19 protein-coding genes are annotated in these 23,291 nt (G+C 70.7%); 8 read left to right on the forward strand and 11 right to left on the reverse strand.

What is annotated here, in order from left to right; all coding sequences use genetic code 11:
* Positions 1-58: 58 nt before the first annotated feature.
* The 4 genes from ABIC47_RS08255 to ABIC47_RS08270 form a co-directional block, all read right to left on the reverse strand.
* Positions 59-1,375: an extracellular solute-binding protein gene (locus ABIC47_RS08255; protein WP_354479267.1), complete on the reverse strand. Its 1,317-nt coding sequence runs from the start codon at positions 1,373-1,375 to the stop codon at positions 59-61.
* 55 nt (positions 1,376-1,430) lie between these two features.
* Positions 1,431-2,852, reverse strand: a complete 1,422-nt coding sequence (locus tag ABIC47_RS08260; protein ID WP_354479270.1) for an aldehyde dehydrogenase family protein — start codon at positions 2,850-2,852, stop codon at positions 1,431-1,433.
* 46 nt (positions 2,853-2,898) lie between these two features.
* Positions 2,899-3,909 carry a hydroxyacid dehydrogenase gene (locus tag ABIC47_RS08265; RefSeq protein ID WP_354479273.1) on the reverse strand — a complete coding sequence of 337 codons (1,011 nt, stop codon included), beginning with the start codon at positions 3,907-3,909 and terminating at the stop codon, positions 2,899-2,901.
* A gap of 118 nt (positions 3,910-4,027) precedes the next feature.
* On the reverse strand, positions 4,028-4,690 hold the full coding sequence (locus ABIC47_RS08270; RefSeq protein WP_354479276.1) for a ThuA domain-containing protein: 663 nt from the start codon (positions 4,688-4,690) through the stop codon (positions 4,028-4,030).
* 109 nt (positions 4,691-4,799) lie between these two features.
* Between ABIC47_RS08270 and ABIC47_RS08275 the strand changes: the two genes are divergently transcribed.
* From ABIC47_RS08275 to ABIC47_RS08295, 5 genes are all read left to right on the forward strand, one after another.
* Entirely contained in the window at positions 4,800-6,089 is a 1,290-nt protein-coding gene (locus tag ABIC47_RS08275; protein ID WP_018189868.1) for an MFS transporter, read from the forward strand.
* A 163-nt stretch (positions 6,090-6,252) separates the two neighbouring features.
* Positions 6,253-7,467, forward strand: a complete 1,215-nt coding sequence (locus ABIC47_RS08280) for a Gfo/Idh/MocA family protein (protein ID WP_354479279.1) — start codon at positions 6,253-6,255, stop codon at positions 7,465-7,467.
* Positions 7,464-8,648 (forward strand): dihydrodipicolinate synthase family protein, encoded by a 1,185-nt coding sequence (locus ABIC47_RS08285; protein WP_354479282.1) that lies wholly within the window; start codon positions 7,464-7,466, stop codon positions 8,646-8,648. Before ABIC47_RS08280 ends, ABIC47_RS08285 begins: the two co-directional genes overlap by 4 nt.
* Positions 8,645-9,517, forward strand: a complete 873-nt coding sequence (locus ABIC47_RS08290) for a sugar phosphate isomerase/epimerase family protein (RefSeq protein WP_354479285.1) — start codon at positions 8,645-8,647, stop codon at positions 9,515-9,517. Before ABIC47_RS08285 ends, ABIC47_RS08290 begins: the two co-directional genes overlap by 4 nt.
* A 52-nt stretch (positions 9,518-9,569) precedes the next feature.
* A complete protein-coding gene (locus tag ABIC47_RS08295) occupies positions 9,570-10,673 on the forward strand; it encodes a glycerate kinase (protein ID WP_354479288.1) in 1,104 nt (367 codons plus the stop codon).
* Positions 10,674-10,810: 137 nt separating this feature from the next.
* Here ABIC47_RS08295 and ABIC47_RS08300 read toward each other — a convergent pair whose 3' ends face one another.
* Positions 10,811-11,494 (reverse strand): FadR/GntR family transcriptional regulator, encoded by a 684-nt coding sequence (locus ABIC47_RS08300; RefSeq protein ID WP_020075555.1) that lies wholly within the window; start codon positions 11,492-11,494, stop codon positions 10,811-10,813.
* A gap of 144 nt (positions 11,495-11,638) precedes the next feature.
* Here ABIC47_RS08300 and ABIC47_RS08305 point away from each other — a divergent pair, with 144 nt between their 5' ends.
* Together ABIC47_RS08305 and ABIC47_RS08310 are read left to right on the forward strand one after the other, a co-directional pair.
* Positions 11,639-13,069 (forward strand): GntP family permease, encoded by a 1,431-nt coding sequence (locus tag ABIC47_RS08305; protein ID WP_354479292.1) that lies wholly within the window; start codon positions 11,639-11,641, stop codon positions 13,067-13,069.
* Positions 13,066-13,575, forward strand: coding sequence for a gluconokinase (locus tag ABIC47_RS08310; protein WP_354479295.1), 510 nt, complete (start codon positions 13,066-13,068; stop codon positions 13,573-13,575). Before ABIC47_RS08305 ends, ABIC47_RS08310 begins: the two co-directional genes overlap by 4 nt.
* Before the next feature lie 80 nt (positions 13,576-13,655).
* Here the strand turns inward: ABIC47_RS08310 and xylB are convergent, their stop codons facing one another.
* The 6 genes from xylB to ABIC47_RS08340 form a co-directional block, all read right to left on the reverse strand.
* Positions 13,656-15,095 (reverse strand): xylulokinase, encoded by a 1,440-nt coding sequence (gene xylB, locus ABIC47_RS08315; RefSeq protein ID WP_354479297.1) that lies wholly within the window; start codon positions 15,093-15,095, stop codon positions 13,656-13,658.
* Positions 15,096-15,219: 124 nt separating this feature from the next.
* On the reverse strand, positions 15,220-16,410 hold the full coding sequence (gene xylA, locus ABIC47_RS08320; RefSeq protein ID WP_018189877.1) for a xylose isomerase: 1,191 nt from the start codon (positions 16,408-16,410) through the stop codon (positions 15,220-15,222).
* 98 nt (positions 16,411-16,508) lie between these two features.
* Positions 16,509-18,833, reverse strand: a complete 2,325-nt coding sequence (locus ABIC47_RS08325; protein WP_354479301.1) for a beta-xylosidase/alpha-l-arabinosidase — start codon at positions 18,831-18,833, stop codon at positions 16,509-16,511.
* A 30-nt stretch (positions 18,834-18,863) separates the two neighbouring features.
* A complete protein-coding gene (locus ABIC47_RS08330; protein WP_018189879.1) occupies positions 18,864-19,760 on the reverse strand; it encodes a carbohydrate ABC transporter permease in 897 nt (298 codons plus the stop codon).
* Positions 19,757-20,794 (reverse strand): carbohydrate ABC transporter permease, encoded by a 1,038-nt coding sequence (locus ABIC47_RS08335; protein ID WP_018189880.1) that lies wholly within the window; start codon positions 20,792-20,794, stop codon positions 19,757-19,759. The genes ABIC47_RS08330 and ABIC47_RS08335 overlap by 4 nt, the downstream gene beginning before the upstream one ends.
* Positions 20,795-20,805: 11 nt before the next feature.
* On the reverse strand, positions 20,806-22,092 hold the full coding sequence (locus ABIC47_RS08340) for an ABC transporter substrate-binding protein (protein WP_020075550.1): 1,287 nt from the start codon (positions 22,090-22,092) through the stop codon (positions 20,806-20,808).
* A 110-nt stretch (positions 22,093-22,202) separates the two neighbouring features.
* Between ABIC47_RS08340 and ABIC47_RS08345 the strand changes: the two genes are divergently transcribed.
* On the forward strand, positions 22,203-23,201 hold the full coding sequence (locus tag ABIC47_RS08345; protein ID WP_018189882.1) for a LacI family DNA-binding transcriptional regulator: 999 nt from the start codon (positions 22,203-22,205) through the stop codon (positions 23,199-23,201).
* Positions 23,202-23,291: the final 90 nt, after the last annotated feature.

Here is a 23,291-nt window from a genome sequence, read left to right on the forward strand (position 1 = left end):
CGGTGGGGTTTCGGCGGGGACGACGTGGGGGTCGCCGTCCCCGCCGGGGGAAGCAAGGTCAGCCCGTGACCTTGAACCCGATCTTCTTCATGTCGGACACTGTGCTCGACTGCATCTTGTCGAGAGCCGCGGCGAGCGGCGTCTTGTTCTGCAGTGCGTCGCCGAAGGCGTTCGAGTAGGAGTCGAACGTGACGTTCGCGTTCGGTCCCCAGATGTCGAAGGTGCGGACGCCCTTCGCCAGCGTGCCCATGAGGGTGTAGTAGTCCGGCTGGTTCGACATGAACGGCGGCGGCGTCTGAAGCTCCGGAGCCGTCTGGTTCGACAGGCTCGCGGGGAAGACCTGCACGTTCTTGATCAGCGAGGCGACGCCCTCCTTGGAGGAGTTCATCCACTTCACGAACTTCGCGGCCTCGGCCGGGTGCTTCGAGTTGGCCGTCACGGCCTCGGTCTCGCCGCCCCAGATGCCGACGGTGTCGTCTCCGGCCGTCCAGGCGGGGAGGGGAGCCGCGACCCACTTGCCCGCGGTGTCCTTGGCGATCGACGGCAGCTGGTTGGGCGCCCACTGCGCGCTGACCCAGCCCACGAGGGTGCCGTTGTTCATGTCGGTGTTCCACTGGGCGGACCAGTTCGGCTCCGGGCTGACGACGCCCTGGTTGACGAGCCCGCTCCAGTAGTCGGCGACCTTCTTGGAGGCGGCGTCGTTGATGGCGACCGTCCACTCGTCACCGGAGGCCTTCCACCAGTTGGCGCCCGCCTGCTGGGCGAGTCCGGCGAACCAGCCGGGGTCGGCGGCGGTGAAGTTGCCGATGAACTTGGACGGATCGGCCGCGTGGATCTTCGCCGCGTCGGCGGCGTACTCGTCCCAGGTCTTCGGTGCCGTCAGGCCGAGCGAGTCCCAGATGTCCTTGCGGTAGAAGAACACCATCGGGCAGACGTTCTGCGGGACGCCGTACGTCTTGCCCTCGAACTGCACCTGCGCCAGCGTCGACTTCGAGAAGTCGCCGGAGAGGTCCCCGACGTACTTGTCGATCGGGACGACGACCTTGTTGGCGATCAGGGCCGGGAGCGCCTGGTACTCGACCTCGGTGACGTCGGGGTTCGTGCCGGCCTTGTTGTTGGTGATCAGCTTGTTGTACAGGGTGTACCCGGTGCCGGACGGCTTGGTCAGCTTGACCTGGATGTCCGGGTTGGCCTTGTTCCACTCGTCGACGACGGCCTGCATGCCGCCGTCCCAGTTGACGTAGGACAGGGTGACCTTGCCGCCGGAGGACGACGAGGTCCCTCCGCCGGAGCTCGAGCAGCCGGTCAGGACCGTGGCCGCAGCGGCGGCCACGCCGACCACCGCGCCGATGGTCCTCAGCGTTGACTTCCTCACTGTGTGCATCTCCTTCGATGATTCGTGGTGCGTTCTCGTGGTGCGTCGGGTGGGTTCAGCCCTCGGCCCATGCGGGGTAGCGCACGGGGGTGGTCTGGATGCCGATCCACTGCCGATGGGTGAAGCCGGCGAGCTGTCCCTCGCCGCCGTGGCGGGCGTACCCGTCGTTGACATGGACCTCGTTGCTCTTCACCTGTTCTGCGAACGCGAGTCCGCGCATCGGGTCGCCGGTGAAGACGGAGTTCATGAGCGTGCGGTGCCTGTTGACGAGGGCGAGTGCCTCCGCCTCACTGTCGACGACGGTGATCGGCATCACCGGGCCGAAGATCTCCTCCGTGAACACCGGCATGTCGGGGGTGACGCCGGTGAGGACGGTGGGCTGGTAGAAGAGGCCGTCGTGATCGCCGCCGACGGCCACGGTGGCGCCGGCCGCGATGGACGGCCGGACAAGGCCATCGGCGAAGCGGCGCAGCTGGGTCTCGCTGATGATCGGCCCGAGGTCGACGTCGTCGCGCAGCGGGTCGCCCACGCGGAGGGCGCGCACGCGCTCGACGACGGCGTCGGTGTATGCCGCCGCGACATCCCGGTGGACGATGTGGCGCCCGGCGGTGATGCAGGTCTGACCCTGGTACCAGAGCGACGACCACACGGCGCAGCTGGCGGCCTGGTCGATGTCGGCGTCGTCGAGCACGACGAAGGCGTTGTCGCCGCCGAGCTCGGTGGCGACGGGCCGGAAGGATCGCGCCGCGAAGTTGGCGATCTGGTGGCCGACCTCGAACGATCCGGTGAAGTGGATGAGGTCGAGGTCCGGGTGCTCGCTGAGCGTGCGGCCCGTGGTCGGCCCGTCGCCCGGGACGACCGCGAACACGCCGGCCGGGACGCCGGCCGCGAGCGCGGCCTCCGCGAGGATCTGGCCTCCGGCGATCGGAGTCAGCTCGGCGGGCTTGAGCACGACGGCGTTCCCGTAGGCGAGCCCGGGGGCGAGCGCACGCATGGCGAGGCTCATCGGGTAGTTCCAGGGGACGATCAGGCCGATGACGCCGAGGGGGACGGCGCGCGAGAGCGAGAGCTTTCCCGACTTGTACGGAGGGAGGATGCTCCCCGCGTTCTCGGTGAGCTGGGTCGCGGAGTTCTCGAGCTGCGTGATCGCCTGCCCGAGCTCCTCCTCCGCCTTCTCGAGCGTTCCGCCGGTCTCGCGGATGAGCAGGGTCAGGAGCTCGTCGCGCCGGTTCTCGAGCTCCGCGGCGAACCGGCGGATGATCGCGGAACGCGTGTTGGCATCCACCTGCGCCCAGGCGGGCTGCGCGTGGCGGGCCGCGGCCACCGCGCGGTCGACCTGTGCGGGGGAGGCGTTGCCGTAGCTGCCGAACGGCACGCCGGCCGCTTTGTCGAGCACGGGGATGCCGTCGCCGGCCTCCGGTCGCTCGAACCGGCCGTCGATGAACACCTGGACGTCGTAGTCGCGGAGCTCGCGCATGGGGGATGCCTCCTGGATCGAAGGGGTGGTGGGTACGGTGACAGTCTCAGGCAACGGCGATCAGAGCTTCCTTCGTGACGGGATGTTCGGCCGGCTCCCCGGCGACGAATCGTTCGATCTCGTGGCGGGCGCACTCTCCCAGGCGACGGACCTCGGTGCCGAGCGCACCCGCGACGTGGGGTGTGAGCACCACTCCCGGCAGAGACCGCAGCGGGTGCTCCGCGGGGAGGGGTTCGGGCTCGGTCACGTCGAGGACGGCGCGCAGGCCGCGGTCGCGGACCGCGGCGGTGAGCGCCTCCTGGTCGACGATCGGGGCGCGGGCGGTGTTGATCAGGGTGGCGCCGTCGGGCAGCAGGGCGAGCTGCGCGGCCCCGACCATCCCGACCGTCTCGGGCAGCAGCGGCGCGTGCACGCTGACGATGCTCGATCCGGCGAAGAGGTCGTCGAGGGGCACAGCGCGTGCTCGCTCGAGGACGGGGTCGCCCTGGCGCACTTGCGGGTCGTACAGCAGCACGTCGATGTCGAACGGCTCGAGCAGCTCGATCACCCGGCGGCCGACGCGGGAGGCGCCGATGATGCCGACCGTCCGGCGGAAGTTGCCGATCGCCGGGTCGGCCTCGCGCTCGTAGAGGGCCGGGTCGGTCGCGTATCCGCGGATGTAGTCCGGCACGCCCTTCCCGGCCAGCAGGATCATGGCGAGCGTGTACTCGGCGACGGGATAGGCGTTGGCGTTGGCCGCGCTGGTGACGAGCACTCCGCGATCCCACGCGGCGTCGTCGATGTGGCCCTTGACCGTGCCGGCGGCGTGGACGATGGCCCGCAGCCGGGGCATGCGGTCGAGCTCCGCCGGCCCGATGTGCGGGGCGCCCCATCCGGTGACGAGGATCTCCACGCTGTCGAGCAGCCCGGCGAGCGCGGTGGCGAAGTCGGTGATGGTGACGGTGGCGTCCAGCACGACGATCGACCGGAGGGCGGCGAGGTCGTCGGACGAGAACAGCAGAGCCGGCAGATCCGGTCGCATGGCGAAGGCGGCGACGGGCGTGCTCGCTGCGGTCATCGTCGACTCCTCGGGTGGGGCGGTGGTCCGGATTGCGCATTCCCAGAATGCGCATTCCCAATAATGCGCATCCCGGGTCGCCACGTCAAGCACGAATTTCGGAGAGCCCGGAAGCGGCTCAGGAGACGAGGCGACGCACCGCCCGGCGGAGGATCTCGCGGTGGGTCTCGGCGTCGTAGGAAGCGGCGTCATGGCCGAGCGCATCGTAGAAGATCGTCGCCGGGCCGTACTCGCGCTCCCACATCAGCGGCTGCTCGGCGCCGTCGTGCTCGTGCGAGGCGAGCGCCAGCACGTCCGGCTGCACGCGCAGGTCGGTGTACCGCTCGTCCGTCACCGAGAAGTCGTCGAGCCCCGCCACGATGGGGCTGCGATCGGCGTGAACATGGATGCGGGCCGGCCCGTAGTCGGGGTGGAACGTCGTGCCGCGCACCCAGACGCCGCCGAGGATGCTCTCCCACTCGGGGATGCCGCGCAGCGAGGTCGACGTCACGTGCGATGCGAACAGCGGCCGCCCGGAGGCGAGATACGCGAGCAGGCCGTCCCGGCCGCGGCGTTCGGCCTCCGGGTCCGGGGTGCCGGTGAGCGCCGGGTCGCCGATGTTGAGCACCAGCAGGTCGGGCGCGTCGGTGGTCAGCGCGGCCATGCGCGCATCCACCTCTTCGGAGATCTCGACCTCGAGCCCCTCGTCGCGAAGGATGCCCGCGAGTCTCTCCGACGTCTCGGCGAACGGGTGCCAGGGATCGGCGTACCGTCCGGCGCCGCTCAGGATCAGTGCTCGCATCACAACCTCCGTCGGTTCGGGTTGACACCCGCGAAACGGGGTCTATCGTAACGCGATGGTAAGCGCTTTCTCGCGCGCGTGCCGATCACCGTCGATCGGAAGGGAACCTGTGTCCGACACTGCTATCGCCTCCACTCGCCTGAACCCCGACCAGCGCAACGCGTTCATCGCGTCGCTCCTCGGCTGGATGATGGACGCCTTCGATTACTTCATCATCGTGCTCGTCTACGCCGAGATCGGGGCCGAGTTCCACGTCCCGCTCGAACAGATGGCGTACCTCACGACCATCACGCTGATCATGCGCCCCGTCGGTGCGTACCTGTTCGGTCTATGGGCCGACCGGATCGGCCGGCGCATCCCGCTCATGGTCGACGTGTGCTTCTACTCGGTGGTGGGATTCCTCTGCGCCTTCGCTCCCAACTTCACCGTGCTCTTCATCCTGCGGCTGCTCTACGGCATCGGGATGGGCGGGGAGTGGGGCCTCGGCGCCGCGCTCACGATGGAGAAGGTGCCGCGCACCCGTCGCGGCTTCTACTCCGGCATCCTGCAGGCCGGCTACTCCGCCGGCTACCTGCTGGCGTCGCTCGCCTTCCTGCTGGTGCACTCGGTCCTCGGACTGAACTGGCGGTGGATGTTCGCGCTGAGCATCCTGCCCGCGCTGATCACGCTCATCATCCGCTCCCGCGTCAAGGAGTCGGAGGTGTGGGAGAACACCCGCGAGAAGATGCGGAAGGCCGACACGTCCATCCGCCGCGTGTTCTTCGACGGCAAGGTGCTGCGCCGGTTCGTGTACCTGGTGCTGCTGATGGCTGCGTTCAACTGGATGAGCCACGGCACGCAGGACATCTACCCGACGTTCCTGAAGTCGACCGAGAACGGGGGAGCCGGACTGGATGCGGCGACGGCCGGCTGGATCGCCGTCGTCTACAACATCGGCGCGATCGTCGGCTGCGTCGTGCTCGGCTCTCTGTCGGACCGCTGGGGCCGGAAGGCGACGATCATCCTCGGGGCGGCTCTGACCATCCCGATCATCCCGATCTTCGCGTTCTCGCAGACGGCAGGGCTGCTGTGCCTCGGCTCCGCGCTCATCCAGTTCACGACGCAGGGGGCCTGGGGTGCCATCCCGGCGCACCTGAACGAGATGTCGCCGAACGCGATCCGCGGGTTCTACCCGGGCGTGACCTACCAGCTGGGCAACGTGATCGCGGCGTTCAACCTGCCCATCCAGCAGGCGCTCGCTCCGCAGCTCGGCTACGGCTGGGCGATGGCGTCGACGGTCGGCATCGCGGCGATCGCCGTCATCCTGCTGACCGCCTTCGGCAAGCAGGCGCACGCCATCGACTTCACGCGGGACGACCCGGTGTCCGCCTCGATGCCCGCGGCGCGTCGAGCCGCCTGACCCCGCCCCTTCGCGATTTGGCGCAAATCGCGGGAATCGCTCACTGATAACCGCGATTTGCGCCAAATCGGCGCGGGGGCGGGCGGCTTGACCGGGCGGGGCGGCGGGCGTTAGGCTCGGTAAGCGCTTTCCAACAGAGTGCAGCACATACGAAGGAGTACACGTGTCGTCGATCGGCATCATCATGAACGGCGTCTCCGGGCGCATGGGGTACCGCCAGCACCTGGTCCGCTCGATCCTCGCCATCCGCGACCAGGGCGGCGTCGAGCTGTCCGACGGCCGCCGCGTGCAGGTGGTGCCCCTGCTGGTCGGACGCAACGAGGAGAAGCTGGCCGAGCTCGCGAAGCGCCACGACATCGCCGACTACACGACCGACCTCGACGCGGCCCTCGCCGACGACCGCTGGCAGATCTACGCCGACTTCCTCGTCACGAAGGCGCGCTCGGCCGCCATCCGCAAGGCCATCGCCGCGGGCAAGGCGATCTACACCGAGAAGCCGACGGCCGAGAGCTTCGAGGAGGCGCTGGAGCTCGCGCGCCTCGCCGACGACGCGGGCATCAAGAACGGCGTCGTCCACGACAAGCTCTACCTGCCCGGCATGCGCAAGCTCAAGCGGCTGATCGACTCCGGCTTCTTCGGCCGCATCCTGTCGGTCCGCGGCGAGTTCGGGTACTGGGTGTTCGAGGGCGACTGGCAGGCGGCGCAGCGGCCGAGCTGGAACTACCGCGCGGAGGACGGCGGCGGCATCGTCGTCGACATGTTCCCGCACTGGAGCTACGTGCTCGACAACCTCTTCGGCCGTGTGGAGTCGGTGTACGCGCAGGCGGTCACCGAGATCCCGCAGCGCGTCGACGAGCGGGGGGAGGCGTACGCGGCCACCGCAGACGACGCGGCCTACGCGATCTTCCAGCTGGCGGGCGGCATCACCGCGCAGCTCAACTCCAGCTGGACCACCCGCGTCAACCGTGACGAGCTGGTCGAGTTCCAGGTCGACGGCACGCTCGGGAGCGCGGTCGTCGGTCTGTTCGGCTGCAAGATCCAGCCACGCAACGCGACGCCGAAGCCGGTGTGGAACCCGGACCTCGCCGACGCGCACGACTACGCGGCCGACTGGATCGAGTCGCCGGCCAACGAGGTGTTCGAGAACGGGTTCAAGACGCAGTGGGAGGAGTTCCTGCGGCACGTGCTCGAGGACGGCCCCAACCGGTTCGACTTCCTCGCGGGTGCCCGAGGCGTCCAGCTGGCCGAGCTCGGGCTGCGCTCGTCGCGGGAGGGGCGGCGGATCGAGCTGCCCGAGGTGACGCTCGACACCACGCCGGCGCCGACCGCGGGCGCCGCTGATCTGGAGGCGGCGGACCTGGAGGCGGCGGCACGATGACGACCGCCGCGCTTTCCACCGCGACCGCCGTCACCCTGATCGGTGCCGACGGCGCCACCTCGTCCGCCGATCTCGGCTCCGCTCCGGCGTTCACGCGCCCGGCCGCCCCGCTGCGGTCGCGGGTCGCCTTCGCGGCGGCCCACGTCATCCCGAAGCCCTGGGCGGAGAACGTGCCAGGCGCCCCCGCCGACATCGACTGGGAGTCGACGCTCGCGTTCCGCCGGCACGTGTACTCCTGGGGGCTCGGTGTCGCCGACGCGATGGACACGGCCCAGCGCAACATGGGTCTGGACGCGGCAGCGACGCGTGAGCTGATCTCGCGGAGCGCCGCCGACGCCCGGGAGGTGGGCGGCTCGGTCGTCGCCGGCGTCAACACGGACCACGTCGACGAGCCGGTCATCCCGCTGGATGCCGTCATCGACGCGTACAAGACACAGCTGCACTTCACCGAGGACGCCGGTGCGGGGGTCGTCCTCATGGCCAGCCGGCACCTGGCCCGCGCGGCGGAGTCGCCGGCCGACTACGAGCGCGTCTACGGCGAGGTGCTCGCCGCGGCCTCCACCCCGGTCGTGCTGCACTGGCTCGGCCCGGCGTTCGACCCCGCGCTCGACGGGTACTTCGGCTCCGCCGATGTCGCGACGGCCGGCGAGACGGTGCTTCGGATCATCGAGGCCGCCGACGGCCGGGTCTCCGGGATCAAGATGAGCCTGCTGGATGCTGCGGCGGAGCGCTCGCTGCGGGCGCGCCTGCCCGAGGGCGTGCGCATGTTCACCGGCGACGACTTCAACTATGTCGAACTGATCGAGGACGACGATTCCGGCCACTCGGACGCCCTCCTCGGCGCGTTCGCGGCGCTCGCGCCGGCGGCATCCGCGGCGATCCAGGCGCTCGACCGCGGCGACTCCGCACAGTACCGGAGCGTCCTCGAGCCGACGCAGCAGCTCTCGCGTCAGGTTTTCGCGGCGCCGACCTTCTACTACAAGACCGGCGTCGCCTTCCTCTCCTGGCTGAACGGGCACCAGCAGTCGTTCTCCATGGTCGGTGGACTGCACTCCGCGCGCAGCCTGGCCCACCTGTCGGAGATCGTCCGGCTCGCGGGGGAGTGCGGTGCGCTGGAGCGACCGGACCTCGCCGCCGAGCGCTGGACGTCGCTGCTCCGGCTGAACGGGGTCGACGCATGACGGCCGATCCGCGCCTGTCGATCAACCAGGCGACCATCAAGTACGCGAACCTCGCCGAGGCGCTGCGCGTCGTCGGCTCGGCCGGAGTCGAGGCGATCGGCCTCTGGCGCGAACCCGTGGCCGAGGTCGGGCTGGATGCGGCGGCGCGGATGCTCGCCGACTCCGGTCTGCGCGTTTCGAGCCTGTGCCGTGGCGGCTTCTTCACCGCGCCGGAGGGCGCCAAGCGGCGCGCGGCCCTGGACGAGAACCGGCGCGCCATCGAGGAGACGGCGGCGCTCGCCGCGGCCGGCGCCCCCGGCTCGGCGGCCGTCCTGGTCCTGGTCGCCGGCGGGCTGCCCGACGGGTCGCGCGACCTCGCCGGCTCCCGTGCCCGGGTCGCGGACGCGATCGCGGAGCTGGAACCGGAGGCCCGCGCCGCCGGAGTCACCCTCGCCATCGAGGCGCTGCACCCGATGTACGCGGCCGACCGCGCAGTGGTGTCGACGCTCGGGCAGGCGCTCGACATCGCGGAACCCTTCCCGGCCGAGTCCGTCGGTGTCGTCGTCGACACCTTCCACCTGTGGTGGGACCCCGACCTGTTCGCCCAGATCGCCCGCGCCGGTCGTGACGGTCGCATCGCCAGCTACCAGGTGTGCGACTGGGTGACGCCGCTCCCCGCCGACGTGCTCCTGGCGCGCGGGATGATGGGCGACGGCCACATCGACTTCGCGCCCATCAGCGCGGCGGTCGCCGAGGCGGGCTACACCGGCGATGTCGAGGTCGAGATCTTCAACGAGGCGATCTGGGCGGCGGACCCCGCAGCTGTCGTCGCGCGCACCGTGGACGCGTTCGATCGCGCGGTCGGACTGCGGTCGGCCGAGCGGGCGTGATCCGCGAGCCGGTGTCGGGGCGCGGCCACCGCATCCATGCGAAGGTGGGGGCATGAGCGTCATCGTCGTCGCGCCGGACTCCTTCAAGGGCTCGGCGTCCGCCGCCGAGGTCGCAGCTGCTCTCGCGGAGGGCTGGGCCTCCGAGCGCCCGGGTGACCGCGTCGTGCTCGCGCCCATGGCGGACGGCGGCGAGGGGACCCTGGACGCGTTCGAGGCGGCGGTGCCCGGCGCCGTCCGGCATCCCGTGCGTGTCGTCGGCCCCGACGACACGGAGGTCGACGCCTCGTGGCTGATGCTTCCGGGCGGCACGGCGGTCGTCGAGCTCGCCGAGACGAGTGGGCTGGGGAGGGTGCCGCGGCTGGCGCCGTTCGCCGCGCACACGATGGGGTTCGGGCAGGCGATCGCGGATGCCCTGCACGCGGGGGCCCGCTCATTGCTCCTGGCGATCGGGGGCAGCGCGTCGACGGACGGAGGGGCGGGAGCGCTCGCGGCGCTCGGCGCGCGGTTCGTGGATGCGGCCGGGCGCGACATCCCGCGCGGCAACCGGGGCCTGGCGTCGCTCGCGCGAGCCGACCTCTCGGGCCTCGCGGCGCTCCCGGTCGGTGGCGCGCGCATCCTCAGCGATGTCACGAGTCCCCTGCTCGGGCGGCTCGGCGCCGCCGCCGTGTTCGGGCCGCAGAAGGGCGCCGACGAGCAGGATGTGCCGGTGCTGGAGGCGGGACTGCGCCGCCTCGCCGGGACGCTGCGGGCGGCCGGCGCTGCGACCGACCCGGACGAGCCCGGCGCCGGAGCCGCGGGTGGAACCGGCTTCGGCCTCCTGGTCTGGGGCGCGCGGATGGCGCCGGGCGCGGCCGCGGTCGGTGAGGCGCTGGGGCTGCCGTCGACGATCGCGGCGGCGGATGCGGTCATCACGGGGGAGGGGCGCTTCGACAGTCAGTCGGCGTCGGGCAAGGTGCCGACGTACGTCGCCGGGCTGGCGCGCGACGCGGGCGCGCGCGTCCTGCTGGCCGCCGGCAGCATCCAGGCGCCCACCGCCGGCTTCGCCGACGCCGTCGCCCTGGCCGACCTCGCCGGCTCGTCCGCCGCCGCGATCGCCGACCCCGTGCGCTGGGCGCGAGCCGCCGGCGCCGCCCTGGCCCGCCGCTTCCGCCCCTGACCCTCGCCCCCTCCCCCCTCTCGCCCTTCCGCCCACCGTCGAGTCCGCAAACTTTGCACACGAATCGCCGTGTGGGCGTGCAATTTGTGCGTACTCGACGGTGGGCGGGAGGCGGCGGAGCGGAGGGATAGGGCGCGTCAGCGGGTGAGGGCCGCGCTCGCCTCTTCCACGATCGCGCGCATCGCGGCCTCGGCGGCTGCGGCGTCGCCCCGACGGACCGCCGCGGCGACCTCCTCGTGCAGCCGGATTGCCTCCGGATTCGCCGTATCGGGCATCAGCGCGTGCACGGTCCGCCCGTTCAGCGCCTCCGCGACGGCGTCGCTGAGCGCCGAGAACACCGGGTTGCCGGATGCCTCCAGCAGCACGCGGTGGAAGTCGCGATCGTGCGCCAGATACTCCTCGCGGTCCGCCGACCGCTGGGTCGCCGACATCCCGACGATCGCGGCGGTGAGCTCGCCGCACTGAGCCGGCGTCGCCCGGGCGCTCGCCAGCCGCGCGGCGACCGGTTCGATCGCCATCCGCAGCTCGCCGAGCTCCGCGAGCGCGGTCAGCCGGTCGGGACCGGCGAGACGCCAGCTGAGGATGCGCGGATCGAGCGCCTGCCACGACGACTCCGGCAGCACGACCGTCCCTCGACGGCGCCTGGCCTGCACGAGCCCCAGCGACTCGAGCACGCGGATGCATTCCCGCAGGACCGTCCGCGAGATCCCGAGCCCTTCGGGCGTGAGCACCGCTCCGACCGGGATGTCGCCCGCGACGATGCGGGCGCCGAGGGAGGCGATCGCCTGCTCGTGCTGGGAGGCCTGCGTTGCCTGAGTCACGCTTCATTATCTGCGTACGGAAGTGATCGGGTCAAAGCGACACGCATTGCCCATAAACCCGTCATTATCTACCTCGATTAGACACAAATCAGGTTTATTCCTAGAGTGTTCGTGCCCTATCCGGATTCACGACCAAGGACGTTCATGACCCCCACCCTGCTCGCTCACCTGGCGGCTGCCGCCCGCACTGCGGCCCCCGCCCCCGCTCCAACTCCCAGCGGCCCCGAAGGCCAGCTCATCTTCGCCGCCCTGGCCGGCATCGCGGTCATCGTCGTGCTGATCACCTGGCTCAAGCTGCACCCGTTCCTCTCGCTCCTGCTCGGCTCGCTCGTCGCGGGCCTCGCCGCGGGACTGGCGGCGGATGCGGCGATCGCCAGCTTCATCACCGGCTTCGGAAACACGATGGGCAGCGTCGGCGTGCTCATCGGCCTCGGTGCGATGTACGGCAAGCTGCTCGCCGATTCCGGCGGCGCCGACCGTATCGTCGACACCCTCGTCTCGCGCACCAGCGCGCGCCTGCTGCCGTGGACGATGGGCGCCGTCGGCGCGATCATCGGCCTGCCGATGTTCTTCGAGGTCGGCCTCGTGCTCCTGATGCCGGTGATCATCCTGGTGACCCGCCGGTCGGGCCTCCCGCTGATGCGCATCGCCCTGCCGACCATCGCGGGCCTCTCCGCCATGCACGGGCTGGTGCCGCCGCACCCCGGACCCCTGGTCGCGATCAGCGCGCTCGGCGCCAACCTCGGCCTCACGCTGGCCTTCGGTGTGCTCGTCGCCATTCCGACGATCGCCGTCGCGGGCCCGCTGTTCAGCCGGCTGGCCGCGCGCTGGGTTCCTGTGGGCGTCCCCGACCTGTTCGTCCCGGAGGAGGGCGACGGCCCCGCACGCCGCCGGCCGTCGTTCGGGGCCGCGCTGATCAGCATCCTGCTGCCCGTCGTCCTCATGCTCGGCAAGGCCGTCGCCGACATCGCCGCCCCCGACGCGGCCCCCGTGTGGAAGGTCGTGCTCGACTTCCTTGGCACGCCGGTCATCGCCCTGACGGTCGCCGTGCTCGCCGGACTGCTGCTGCTCGGCGTCGGCGGCGGGATGGACCGCAAGGCCATGCAGACCAGCCTCGGCGCCTCCCTGCCCCCGATCGCGGGCATCCTCCTCATCGTCGGCGCCGGCGGCGGGTTCAAGCAGGTCCTCGTCGACACCGGCATCGGTCAGGTGATCGCGGACTGGGCGACCGGTGCGAGCGGGATCCTCGTGCTCCTCCTCGCCTGGACTGTCGCGGCGCTGATCCGCATCGCCACGGGCTCGGCGACGGTCGCGACCGTGACAGCCGCGGGCATCCTGCTCCCGCTCACCGAGCACCTGTCGACCCCGATGGTGTCGCTGATGGTGCTGGCGATCGGCGCGGGATCGGTGTTCCTGTCCCACGTCAACGACGCCGGCTTCTGGCTGGTGAAGGAGTACCTGGGCCTGAGCATCCCGCAGACGCTGAAGAGCTGGACCGTGCTGGAGTGCCTGGTCTCGATCGTCGGGCTGGCGGGTGTCCTGGTCCTGAGCCTGTTCGTCGGCGGCCTCGGGTGACGCCGGTGCGCGCGGTCGTCGTCATGGGCGTCGCCGGATGCGGCAAGTCGACCGTCGCGGCGCTCCTCGCCGAGCGTCTGGGCTGGGAGCGGCTGGAGGGCGACGGACTGCATCCTGCGACGAACGTCGAGCGGATGAGCGCGGGGGTCCCGCTCACCGATGACGACCGCGCGCCCTGGCTCGCCGCCATCGCCGAGTGGATGCGGGAGCGGCTCGACGTCGGACGTCCGGTCGTCGTCGCCTGCTCCGCGCTCGCGCGGAGGTACCGCGATGTGCTCCGCCGGGACGACGTGCTGTTCCTGCACCTGAGCGGTTCGCCGGAGCTCCTCGAGGCGCGCCTGGCGTCGCGCGAGCATCACTTCATGAAGTCGGGCATGCTGCAGAGTCAGCTGGCGACGCTCGAGCCGCCCGCGGGCGACGAACGCCACCTCACCCTCGACATCGCCGAGCCGCCGTCCGCTCTCGCAGCCCGAGCCGCTCTCGCCGCCTCCGCCCTCACCACCTGAGCCCCCACCGTCGAGTACGCAAACTTTGCACGCGAATCGCCGCGCGAGCGTGCAATTTGTGCGTACTCGACGGTGGAGGGTCAGGCGCGGGCGGCGGCGTACTGGGTGCGGATGACGGAGCGCGTGTCGACGGGGAGCGCGGCGGACGTCTCGACGGTCCAGGACGGACGGGTGCCGGTCAGCGCCCATGCGGCCTGCACCGCGCCGCCGTCCGCGACGTACTCGCCGGGCGCCGGCACCTCGACCGGCGCGTCGAACACCTGCGCGGCGACCTGCGCCACGGCCGGGTTCTGCGCCGCTCCGCCGATGAGCAGGATGCGGCGCTCGCGCACGCCGGCCGCCCGCACGGCGTCGAGGCCGTCGGCCAGCCCGCACAGCATCCCCTCGATGGCGGCACGCGCGAGGTTCGCCGGGGTCGTCGAGGCGAGGGTGAGTCCGTGGATGCTGGCCTTCGCGTCGGGCAGGTTGGGGGTGCGCTCGCCCTCGAAGTACGGGACGAGCACCACGCCGCCGGATCCGGGTTCAGCCGAGAGCGCCAGGGCGGACAGGCCGTCGTGGTCGACCGACAGCAGGCCGGCGACGGAGCCGAGCACGCGAGCGGCGTTGAGAGTCGCGATGAGCGGCAGGGAGAGGCCGGAGGCGTCTGCGAAGCCCGCGACGGTGCCCGACGCGTCCGCGATCGGCGCATCGGTCACGGCGAAGACCGTTCCGGAGGTGCCGATCGAGACGACGACGTCGCCTTCCGCGGCGCCGAGTCCGAGGGCCGCACCGGCGTTATCGCCCGCGCCCGGTCCGACGAGCACACCGGACGGCGTCCGGCCGGCCGACTCCGACGGGCCGAGCACGCGCGGGAGGACGACCGCGTCGCTCCCCGCACCGGCCGACGAGCCCGCCTCACGGCCCGGCCGGCCGAGCGCCCGCTCGAACAGGTCGAGATCGTATGCGCCGGAGGCCGCGCCCCAGTAGGCGGTGCCGCTGGCGTCGGAGCGGTCGGTGGTCAGCGCCTCGAGGTCCGGTCCGAGCTCGCTCTCGCCCTCCGGCCCGTAGCCGCGGAGGCGCCAGGTCAGCCAGTCGTGGGGGAGCGCGACCGCGGCGACCCGCGCGGCGTTCTCGGGTTCGGCATCCCGCAGCCAGCGCAGCTTGGTCGCGGTGAAGGAGGCGACGGGAACCACGCCGACGCGGTTCGCGTACTCCTCGGCCCCGACCTCGTCGATCAGGTCGCGGGCGGCCTGCGCCGAGCGGGTGTCGTTCCAGAGCAGGGCGTCGCGGATGACCCGGCCCTGCGCATCCAGCACCACCATCCCGTGCTGCTGCCCGGCGACGGAGATCGCGTCGACGTCATCGAGCCCGCCTGAGGACGCGATGGCCTCCCGCAGCGCGCTCCACCAGGCCGCGGGGTCCACCTCGGTGCCGTCGGGATGCGCGGCGCGGCCGGACCGCACCAGCGCGCCGGTCTCGAGGTCGCGCACGACCACCTTGCAGCTCTGCGTCGAGGAGTCGACGCCGGCGACGAGAGTCACGGGTGTCCTTTCACGGGCGATCCCACCCGCCGTCGAGTCCGCGAACTTTGCACGTTTTCGGAGCGAGAACGTGCAAAAAGTGCGGACTCGACGGAGGGTGGGAGCGGGATGGGGTGGATGCGGATCAGCGCGCGCCGAGCAGGTGCTCGAGGGCGAGCTGCTGCAGGCGGACGAACCCGAAGCCCTTCGCGCCGAAGTACGCGCTCGGGTCGAAGTCCTCGTAGGCGCTGCGGTCGGCGAGCAGGTCGTCGTACGACTCGCCCTCGCCGAGGGTCGGGCGGGACAGCTCGATGACGCGGGACGCCTCCAGCTGCTCCTGCACCTCCGGGTCGGCGCGGAACGCCTGCGCCCGCTCCTTGAGCAGGAGGTAGGTGCGCATGTTCGCTGCGGCCGAGTCCCAGACGCCGGTGATGTCCTCGGTGCGGGACGGCTTGTAGTCGAAGTGGCGCGGACCCTCGTAGGCCGGGCCGCCGTCGGGGCCGCCGTTCTCGAGCAGGTCGACGAGGGCGAAGGCGTTCTGCAGGTCGCCGTGACCGAAGACGAGGTCCTGGTCGTACTTGATGCCGCGCTGGCCGTTGAGGTCGATGTGGTACAGCTTGCCGTGGTACAGCGCCTGGGCGATGCCGGCGGCGAAGTTGAGGCCCGCCATCTGCTCGTGGCCGACCTCGGGGTTGAGGCCGACGAGCTCCGGGCGCTCCAGCGAGTTGATGAACGCGAGCGCGTGGCCCACGGTCGGAAGCAGGATGTCGCCGCGCGGCTCGTTCGGCTTCGGCTCGATGGCGAAGCGGATGTCGTAGCCCTTGTCGGTGACGTAGTCGCCGAGGAGGTTGACGGCCTCGCGGTAGCGCTCGAGCGCGGCGCGGATGTCCTTCGCGGCGTCGTACTCGGCGCCCTCGCGGCCGCCCCACATCACGAACGTCTTGGCGCCGAGCTCGGCGGCGAGGTCGATGTTGCGGAGAACCTTGCGGAGGGCGAAGCGGCGGACGGCACGGTCGTTGGAGGTGAATCCGCCGTCCTTGAAGACCGGAGCGCTGAACAGGTTGGTGGTCACCATCGGCACGATGATGCCGGTGTCGGCGAGGGCCTGCTTGAGGCGGTCGATCTGCTTCTGGCGCTCGGCGTCGGTGGAGCCGAACGCGAACAGGTCGTCGTCGTGGAAGGTGAGGCCGTAGGCGCCGAGCTCGTCGAGCTTGTGCACCGCCTCCACCACGTCGAGCTGCGGGCGGGTGGGGCCGCCGAACGGGTCGGTGCCGTTGTAGCCGATGGTCCACAGTCCGAACGAGAACTTGTCGGCGCGGGTGGGGGTGAGGCTCATGATGTTCCTTCAGCGTCGTCGGTGATTTGTTGTTTCAATAAACTTATACAGCACTGGCGGGGCGAGCGCGAGTCCGGGGAGTGAACTCGCGGCGCCGGTCAGCGGGCGTCCGTGAAGACGGCACCCACGGTAGCCGTCTCGACGTCCGCCGTCACCAGGCGGGCGTCCGCCGGGGTGACCTCGTGAACGGGACCGGTGATGGTCAGCGCGGCCGTTGTCTCGCGCAGGTCGCACGACGGCCCGACCCACAGGTCCACCGCGCCGGGCTCGACGATGCGGGCCAGCGACCGGTCCGAGAAGGCGAGGCGGGTCGTCGGCACGGCGAACCGCACGACGGCCTCCTCGCCCGGCTGCAGCTCCACCCGGCGGTAGCCGAGCAGCTGCGCGACCGGACGGGTGACGCTCGCCTGCACATCCCGTGCATACAGCTGCACCAGATCGGTTCCGGCGCGCTCACCCGTGTTGCGGATGCGGACGCTCGCGGCGAACGTCCCCCCAGCGGCCACCTCTCCGTCGACCACCAGATCGCTGTGCTCGAACGTCGTGTACGAGAGCCCGTGACCGAATGGCAGCACCGGGGTGCTGTCCGCGCTCGTGATCTCGTTGGGGCCGCCGAGCACCGGGTGCAGGTACGAGTACGGCTGCGCGCCGGCCGAGCGGGGGAGCGAGACGGGGAGGTGCCCGGAGGGCGAGATCCGCCCCGAGAGCACCGCGGCCAGCGCACGGCCGCCCTCCTCGCCCGGGAAGAACGCCTGCAGCACCGCCGCTGGGGCGGTGACGCCCTCGACCGCCCAGGCGATCGCGTACGGGCGGCCGGAGAGCACGACGAGCACGACCGGCGTGCCGGTCGCGACGACACGCTCCACCAGCTCGCGCTGGATGCCGGGCAGCTCGAGGCTCTCCACATCGTTGCCCTCGCCGACGGTCCCGCGGCCGAACAGGCCGGCGCGATCGCCGACGACGACCACGGCGACGTCCGCTGCGCTCGCCGCGGCCACCGCTGCGGGGATGCCGGAGCGGTCGTCGCCCTCCACGTCGCAGCCGCGCTCATAGGCGACCGAGGCGGACGGGAACTCGGCGCGCACCGCCTCCAGCACGGAGGGCAGCTCGAAGCCGAGCGGCACCTCCGGGTGGTGCGCGAGTACATGGTTCGCGAACGAGTAGCAGCCCATCAGGGCTTCCGGGGCGTCGGAGTTCGGGCCGAGCACCGCGATGCTCGCCGGTGCCGACGCGAGCGGCAGCGTGCCGTCGTTGGTCAGCAGCACGAGCGACTCCTCGGCCAGCCGCAGGGCGACATCCCGGTGGGCGGGAGTATCGAGATCGATGGATGCGGGAGGCGCGTCGAAGGTCTCGTCCAGCAGGCCGAGCTCCTCCTTCTGCGCGAGCACGCGGAGGACGGCGCGGTCGACCAGCGCCTCGTCGACCTCGCCCGATCGGATGCGGGAGGCCAGCGGCTCGAGGAACGCGTCGCCCGTCGGCAGCTCGACGTCGATGCCGGCCGCGAGCGCGAGCGCCGCGGCCTCGCCCAGGTCGGAGGCGACGCCGTGCATGGTGTGGAGGAAGGCGACGGAGAAGTAGTCGGAGACCACCGTCCCGTCGAAGCCCCACTCGTCGCGCAGCACGCCCGTGAGGTACTCGGCGCTCGCCGCGACGGGGATGCCGTCGATCTCGGCGTACGAGTTCATGACCGACCGGACGCCGCCGTCCCGCAGCGCCATCTCGAACGGAGGCAGCAGGGTGTCGCGCACCTCGCGGGGTCCGGCGTGCACCGGCGCGTGGTTGCGGCCCGCCTGCGACGCGGAGTAGCCGACGAAGTGCTTCAGCGTCGCGTGGACGCCGGCGCCCTGCAGCCCGCGCACGTAAGCGGTGCCGAGCGTGCCGACGACGTACGGGTCTTCCGCGATGCACTCGTCGACGCGTCCCCAGCGCGGGTCGCGGATGACATCCAACACAGGAGCGAGCCCCTGGTGGATGCCCAGCTCGCGCATCGACATGCCGATCAGGCCGGCCATCTCCTCCACCAGCTCCGGGTCGAAGGACGCGCCCCACGCCAGTGGCGTCGGGAACGTGGCCGCCTTCCAGGCCGCGAGCCCGGTCAGGCACTCCTCGTGCACCAGCGCGGGGATGCCCAGCCGGGTCTCCTCCTTCAGCCGGCGCTGCTCCGCCCACAGCCAGGCCGCGCGTTCGACCGGCTCGACCGGTCGCGTGCCGTAGACGCGGGTGAGCTGCCCGAGGCCGTGCACGGTGGCGTCCGCGTACGCGCCCGGGTTGCCCATCTCGCCGGCCATCGGCGCCACGAGCTCGTCGCCCTTGTCGACCCAGAAGCCGACCAGCTGGGCGAGCTTCTCCTCCAGCGTCATGGAGGCGAGGAGGGCGCTCACGCGCTCGGAGGGCGCAGTGGAGCGCGGGAGGGATTCGGTCATGTCGATCTCACACTTCTTGACGTGCGGGCGTCAGCCCTTGACGGCGCCGGTCAGGCCGCCGACGATGCGGCGCTCGAACAGGCTGAAGAAGATCAGCGCCGGGATCATGGACAGCGACGTGAACGCGAGCACCTTGGCGGTGTCGACGGAGTACTGCGACGAGAACGCCTGCACCCCGAGCGGCAGCGTGAACGTCGCCTCGTTGTTGAGGAGGAAGAGGGGCAGCAGGTAGCTGTTCCAGCTCGCGATGAAGGCCAGGATGCCGACGGTGATGACGCCCGGAAGCGACAGCCGCAGCACCATCCGCCAGAAGAAGCCCAGGCGGCTGCAGCCGTCGATGAAGGCCGCCTCCTGGATCTCGTCGGGGATGGCGCGGAGGAACGGCACCAGGATGATGATCGTCGTCGGCAGGGCGAAGGCGATCTGGGGGAGGATCACGCCTCCGAGCGAGTTCATCAGGCCCAGGTTGCGGACCACGATGTACAGCGGGGTGATCGCCACGGTGATCGGGAACATCAGCCCGGCGGCGAACAGCGCGTAGAGGGCGCCGCGGCCGCGGAACTGGTAGCGGGCGAGCACGTAGCTGGCCATCAGTCCGAGGATGATCACGCCGACCGTCGTCACGACGGCGACGATGGTCGAGTTGAGCACCTCCTGCCAGAACACCCCGCCCGTGAGCACGCCGATGTAGTTGGCGGCGTTCCACGGGTTGGGGAAGCCGGCCGGGTCGACCGTGATCTGGGAGTTGGTGCGGAACCCGCCGATCACGATGTACGCGATCGGCGCCAGCATCAGCGCGATGACGACGAGGGCGACGAAGTAGACGGTGGGGGAGCCCCAGGGCAGCCCCTTGGCCTTCTTGCGGTCGGGCGCATCCAGGACGCCCGGCGCGTCCGGCGCGTCGGGGATGACGGTGAAGGCGCTCATCGCTTCTTCCTTCCGGTGCGCCTGTCACCCGTGAGCGCGCCCTCGGTGTCGCGCCGCAGCACGAACCGCTGGTAGAACAGGGCGACGATCAGGGAGATCAGGAAGATGACGACGGCGACGGCGTTTCCGTAGCCGAAGTTGCCGGCGTTGCGGCCGTTGGCGACCATGTAGGTCGCCATGGTCGAGGTGCCGGCGGTGGAGGCGACGTACTGGCCCCAGATGATGTAGACGAGGTCGAACAGCTGGAGCGCTCCGATGATGGAGAGGAACGCCCAGATGCGCAGCGTCGGGCCGAGGAGCGGCAGGGAGATCCGTCGCTGGATCTGCCAGTACGACGCGCCGTCGAGGGCGGCCGCTTCGTACAGCTCCTCCGGGATGCCCTGGAGGCCTGCGAGGAAGAGGATGACGGCGAAGCCGACGTACTTCCAGGTCAGGATGGCCAGCAGCGTCCAGATCGCCAGGCTCGGGTTGGACAGCCAGTCCTGCGTGAGGAACCCGAGCCCGAGGTTCTCCAGGAGCCCGTTGAGGGCGCCCTTCGTGGAGAGCATCAGGCTCCACCCGGTGCCGACGACGACCTCGGCGATCACGTACGGCACGAAGATCAGGACGCGGATCAGGGACTGCCCGCGCATCTTGCGGTTGAGCAGGAGCGCCAGCAGGATGGCCGCCGGCCCCTGGAGCACCAGGGAGCCGATCACGATGATCCCGTTGTGCAGCAGAGCCTGCTGGAAGGCGGAGTCCTGGAGGATGGTGATGTAGTTCTGCAGGCCGATGAAGTCGGTGGCCGGCCCGTATCCCTGCCAGCGGAAGAAGCCGTAGTAGGCGGCGATCGCGACCGGGAAGATCACGAAGGCCAGGAAGACGATGGCTGCGGGTCCGGCCAGCAGAGCGATCTCCAGGCGCATGGCCCAACCGGTGCGCTTGCGGCGGCGCGGCTGCGACGGGGGCGACGCGACTGCGCCGCCCCCGCCGTGCTGCGCGAGACCCGCGTTCGGCACGAGGCCGGGGGACGTGTTCTCGCGGATGTGTGTCACGAGGAGAGTCCTCAGCCCTTCTTGGCGGCGTCATTGGCCGCCTGGATGAGCTGCTTCGGGTCGCTCTTGCCGGCCAGCATGTCGACGACCGCCACGTTGAGCGCGTTGCCGACGTTCTGTCCGAGAACGGTGTCGAGCCACTGTGAGACGTACGGGGCTGCGTTGTAGGCGGCCAGCACATCCTTCAGGTAGGGCTCGGTGACGACCTTCTGCGCCTCCGAGTTGACCGGCGGGGCGTTGAAGGCCTTGTAGTAGGCCTCCTGCTGCTCCGTCGATGCGACGAAGTTGAGGAAGTCGGCGCACTCCTTCGGAGCCTTGACCGAGCACGAGTAGCCGTCGACGCCGCCCATGATGGAGCCGGGCTCGCCCTTACCGCCCGGAACCTCCGGGAATGGGTAGAAGCCGAGGTCGGGGAGGGGCTTCTGGTCGGGGGTCAGGGACGCGATCACGCCCGGGTCCCACGCGCCCATGAGCTCCATCGCCGCCTTGTGGTTGGCGACGAGGCCCGCCGAGCTTCCGGCGCCCTGCTGTGCGGTCGTCGTGAGGAAGCCCTCGTTGAACGGCTGGGTCTTGGCGAAGTCGTTCAGGTCCTCAGCGGCCTTCAGCCAGCACGGGTCGTTGAACGACTTCGAGTCGGCCGACTTCTCCATGGTCGATCCTGCGCACTCGCGCAGAGCGAACCAGTAGAACCAGTGCGCGGCCGGCCAGGCGTCCTTCGCGCCGAGGGCGATCGGGGAGACCCCGGTGGCCTTCAGCTTGGTGACGTCGGCGTTGAGGTCGTCGATCGTCTTGGGCGCTTCGGTGATGCCTGCCGCCTTGAACAGATCCTGGCTGTAGAAGAGACCGCCCGGGAGCACGGCGATGGGCATGGCCCACACCTTGTCCTGGTAGGTCTCCGCCTTGAACGAGCCTTCGGAGATGTTCTTCTTGGTCTCGGACGACACCTTGTCGGTGATGTCCATCAGCTGACCCGCGTTGACCATCGCCGCCATCTTCCCGCCGCCTCGCTGCAGGAAGATGTCGGGTGCGTCGCCGCTGTTGAGAGCGGTCTGCAGTTTGCCGTCGAGGTCCTCGTTCTGGATGGACTGGACCTTGATGGTGACCTTCGGGTTCGCCTTCTCGAATGCTGCGACGGCGTTCTTCCAGAACTCCTGGCCGGGGCCGGTGGTGGAGTTCTGCCAGAGGGTCATGTTGACCTTGCCGTCGCCGGAGCTGTCGGAGCCGCCACTGCACCCGGTGAGTGCGAGTGCGCCGGCCATCACGACGGCGGCCCCGGTGAGGAGCTTGGTGCCTTTCATGTGATTCCAACCTGTTCTCTTCGTTGAGGTGGGGACGTCGGAAGTGTCGCAAGCGACGGGGATTGTGTCAAACGTTTTCGAAAACCTTTTCTACGCTATGCTCGGTCGCCATGGGACGGCGTCCGACGATCAGCGATGTGGCTGCTGCTGCCGGCGTCTCGGTCGCCACCGTGTCCAAGGCCGTGAACGGCCGGTACGGTGTCGCGACCTCGACGGTGGAGCGCGTGCTGCAGGTGGTGCAGGAGCTCGGCTACGAGTCGAGCCTCGTGGCGAGCAGCATGCGCTCGCGACGTACCGGCGTCATCGGCGTGCTCGTCGCCGACTTCGAACCGTTCTCCGCCGAGATCCTGAAAGGCGTCGGGACGGCGCTCCACGACTCGCGCTACGACCTGCTCGCCTACAGCGGCTCACGCCAGCCGTCGAGCGAGGGATGGGAGCGGCGCTCGCTGAGCCGGCTCAGCGGCACGCTCATCGACGGCGTGATCATGGTCACTCCGACCGTCGTGAACGCCAACGCCGACGTCCCGATGGTGGCCATCGACCCGCACGCAGGACGGGCCGACCTGCCCACCGTCGAGTCGGACAGTTTCGGCGGCGCACGCAACGCGACCGCCTTCCTGATCGGGCTGGGCCACCGCCGTATCGCCTTCGTCGCCGGTCGTCCGGACCTCCGCTCGTCGAGCCTCCGCGACGCGGGATACCGCCGCGCGCTGGGCGAGGCCGGCATCCCGTTCGATCCGTCGCTGGTGGCCGTCGGCCGCTACGAGCACGACACCGTGCGCGAGGTGGCGCTGCCGCTCCTGCGGCGGGCGGACCGCCCGACGGCGGTGTTCGCGGCGAACGACATCTCCGCGATCGCGGTCATCGAGGTCGCGGCCGAGCTCGGCCTCGACGTGCCGCGCGACCTCTCGGTGGTCGGCTTCGACGACATCCCCGAGGCGTCGCAGTTCAGCCCGCCCCTGACCACCGTGCGGCAGCCGATGCAGGGCCTGGGCGCGACGGCCGCCGACCTCCTGATCCGGCTGATGAACGGCGAGACGCCGGAGCGCATCCACGTCCGCCTCCCCACCCGCTTGGTGCGCCGCGCGACCACCGCCCCGCCCGCCTGACCTTCCGTCCCTGCCGGCACCGGTCCGGCCGCGATTTGGCGCAAATCGTGGTTATCGGAGCGCGAGAACCGCGATTTGGCGCAAATCTTC

The organism is Leifsonia sp. 563 (assembly GCF_040545055.1).
In the GTDB taxonomy this organism is placed as follows: domain Bacteria; phylum Actinomycetota; class Actinomycetes; order Actinomycetales; family Microbacteriaceae; genus Leifsonia.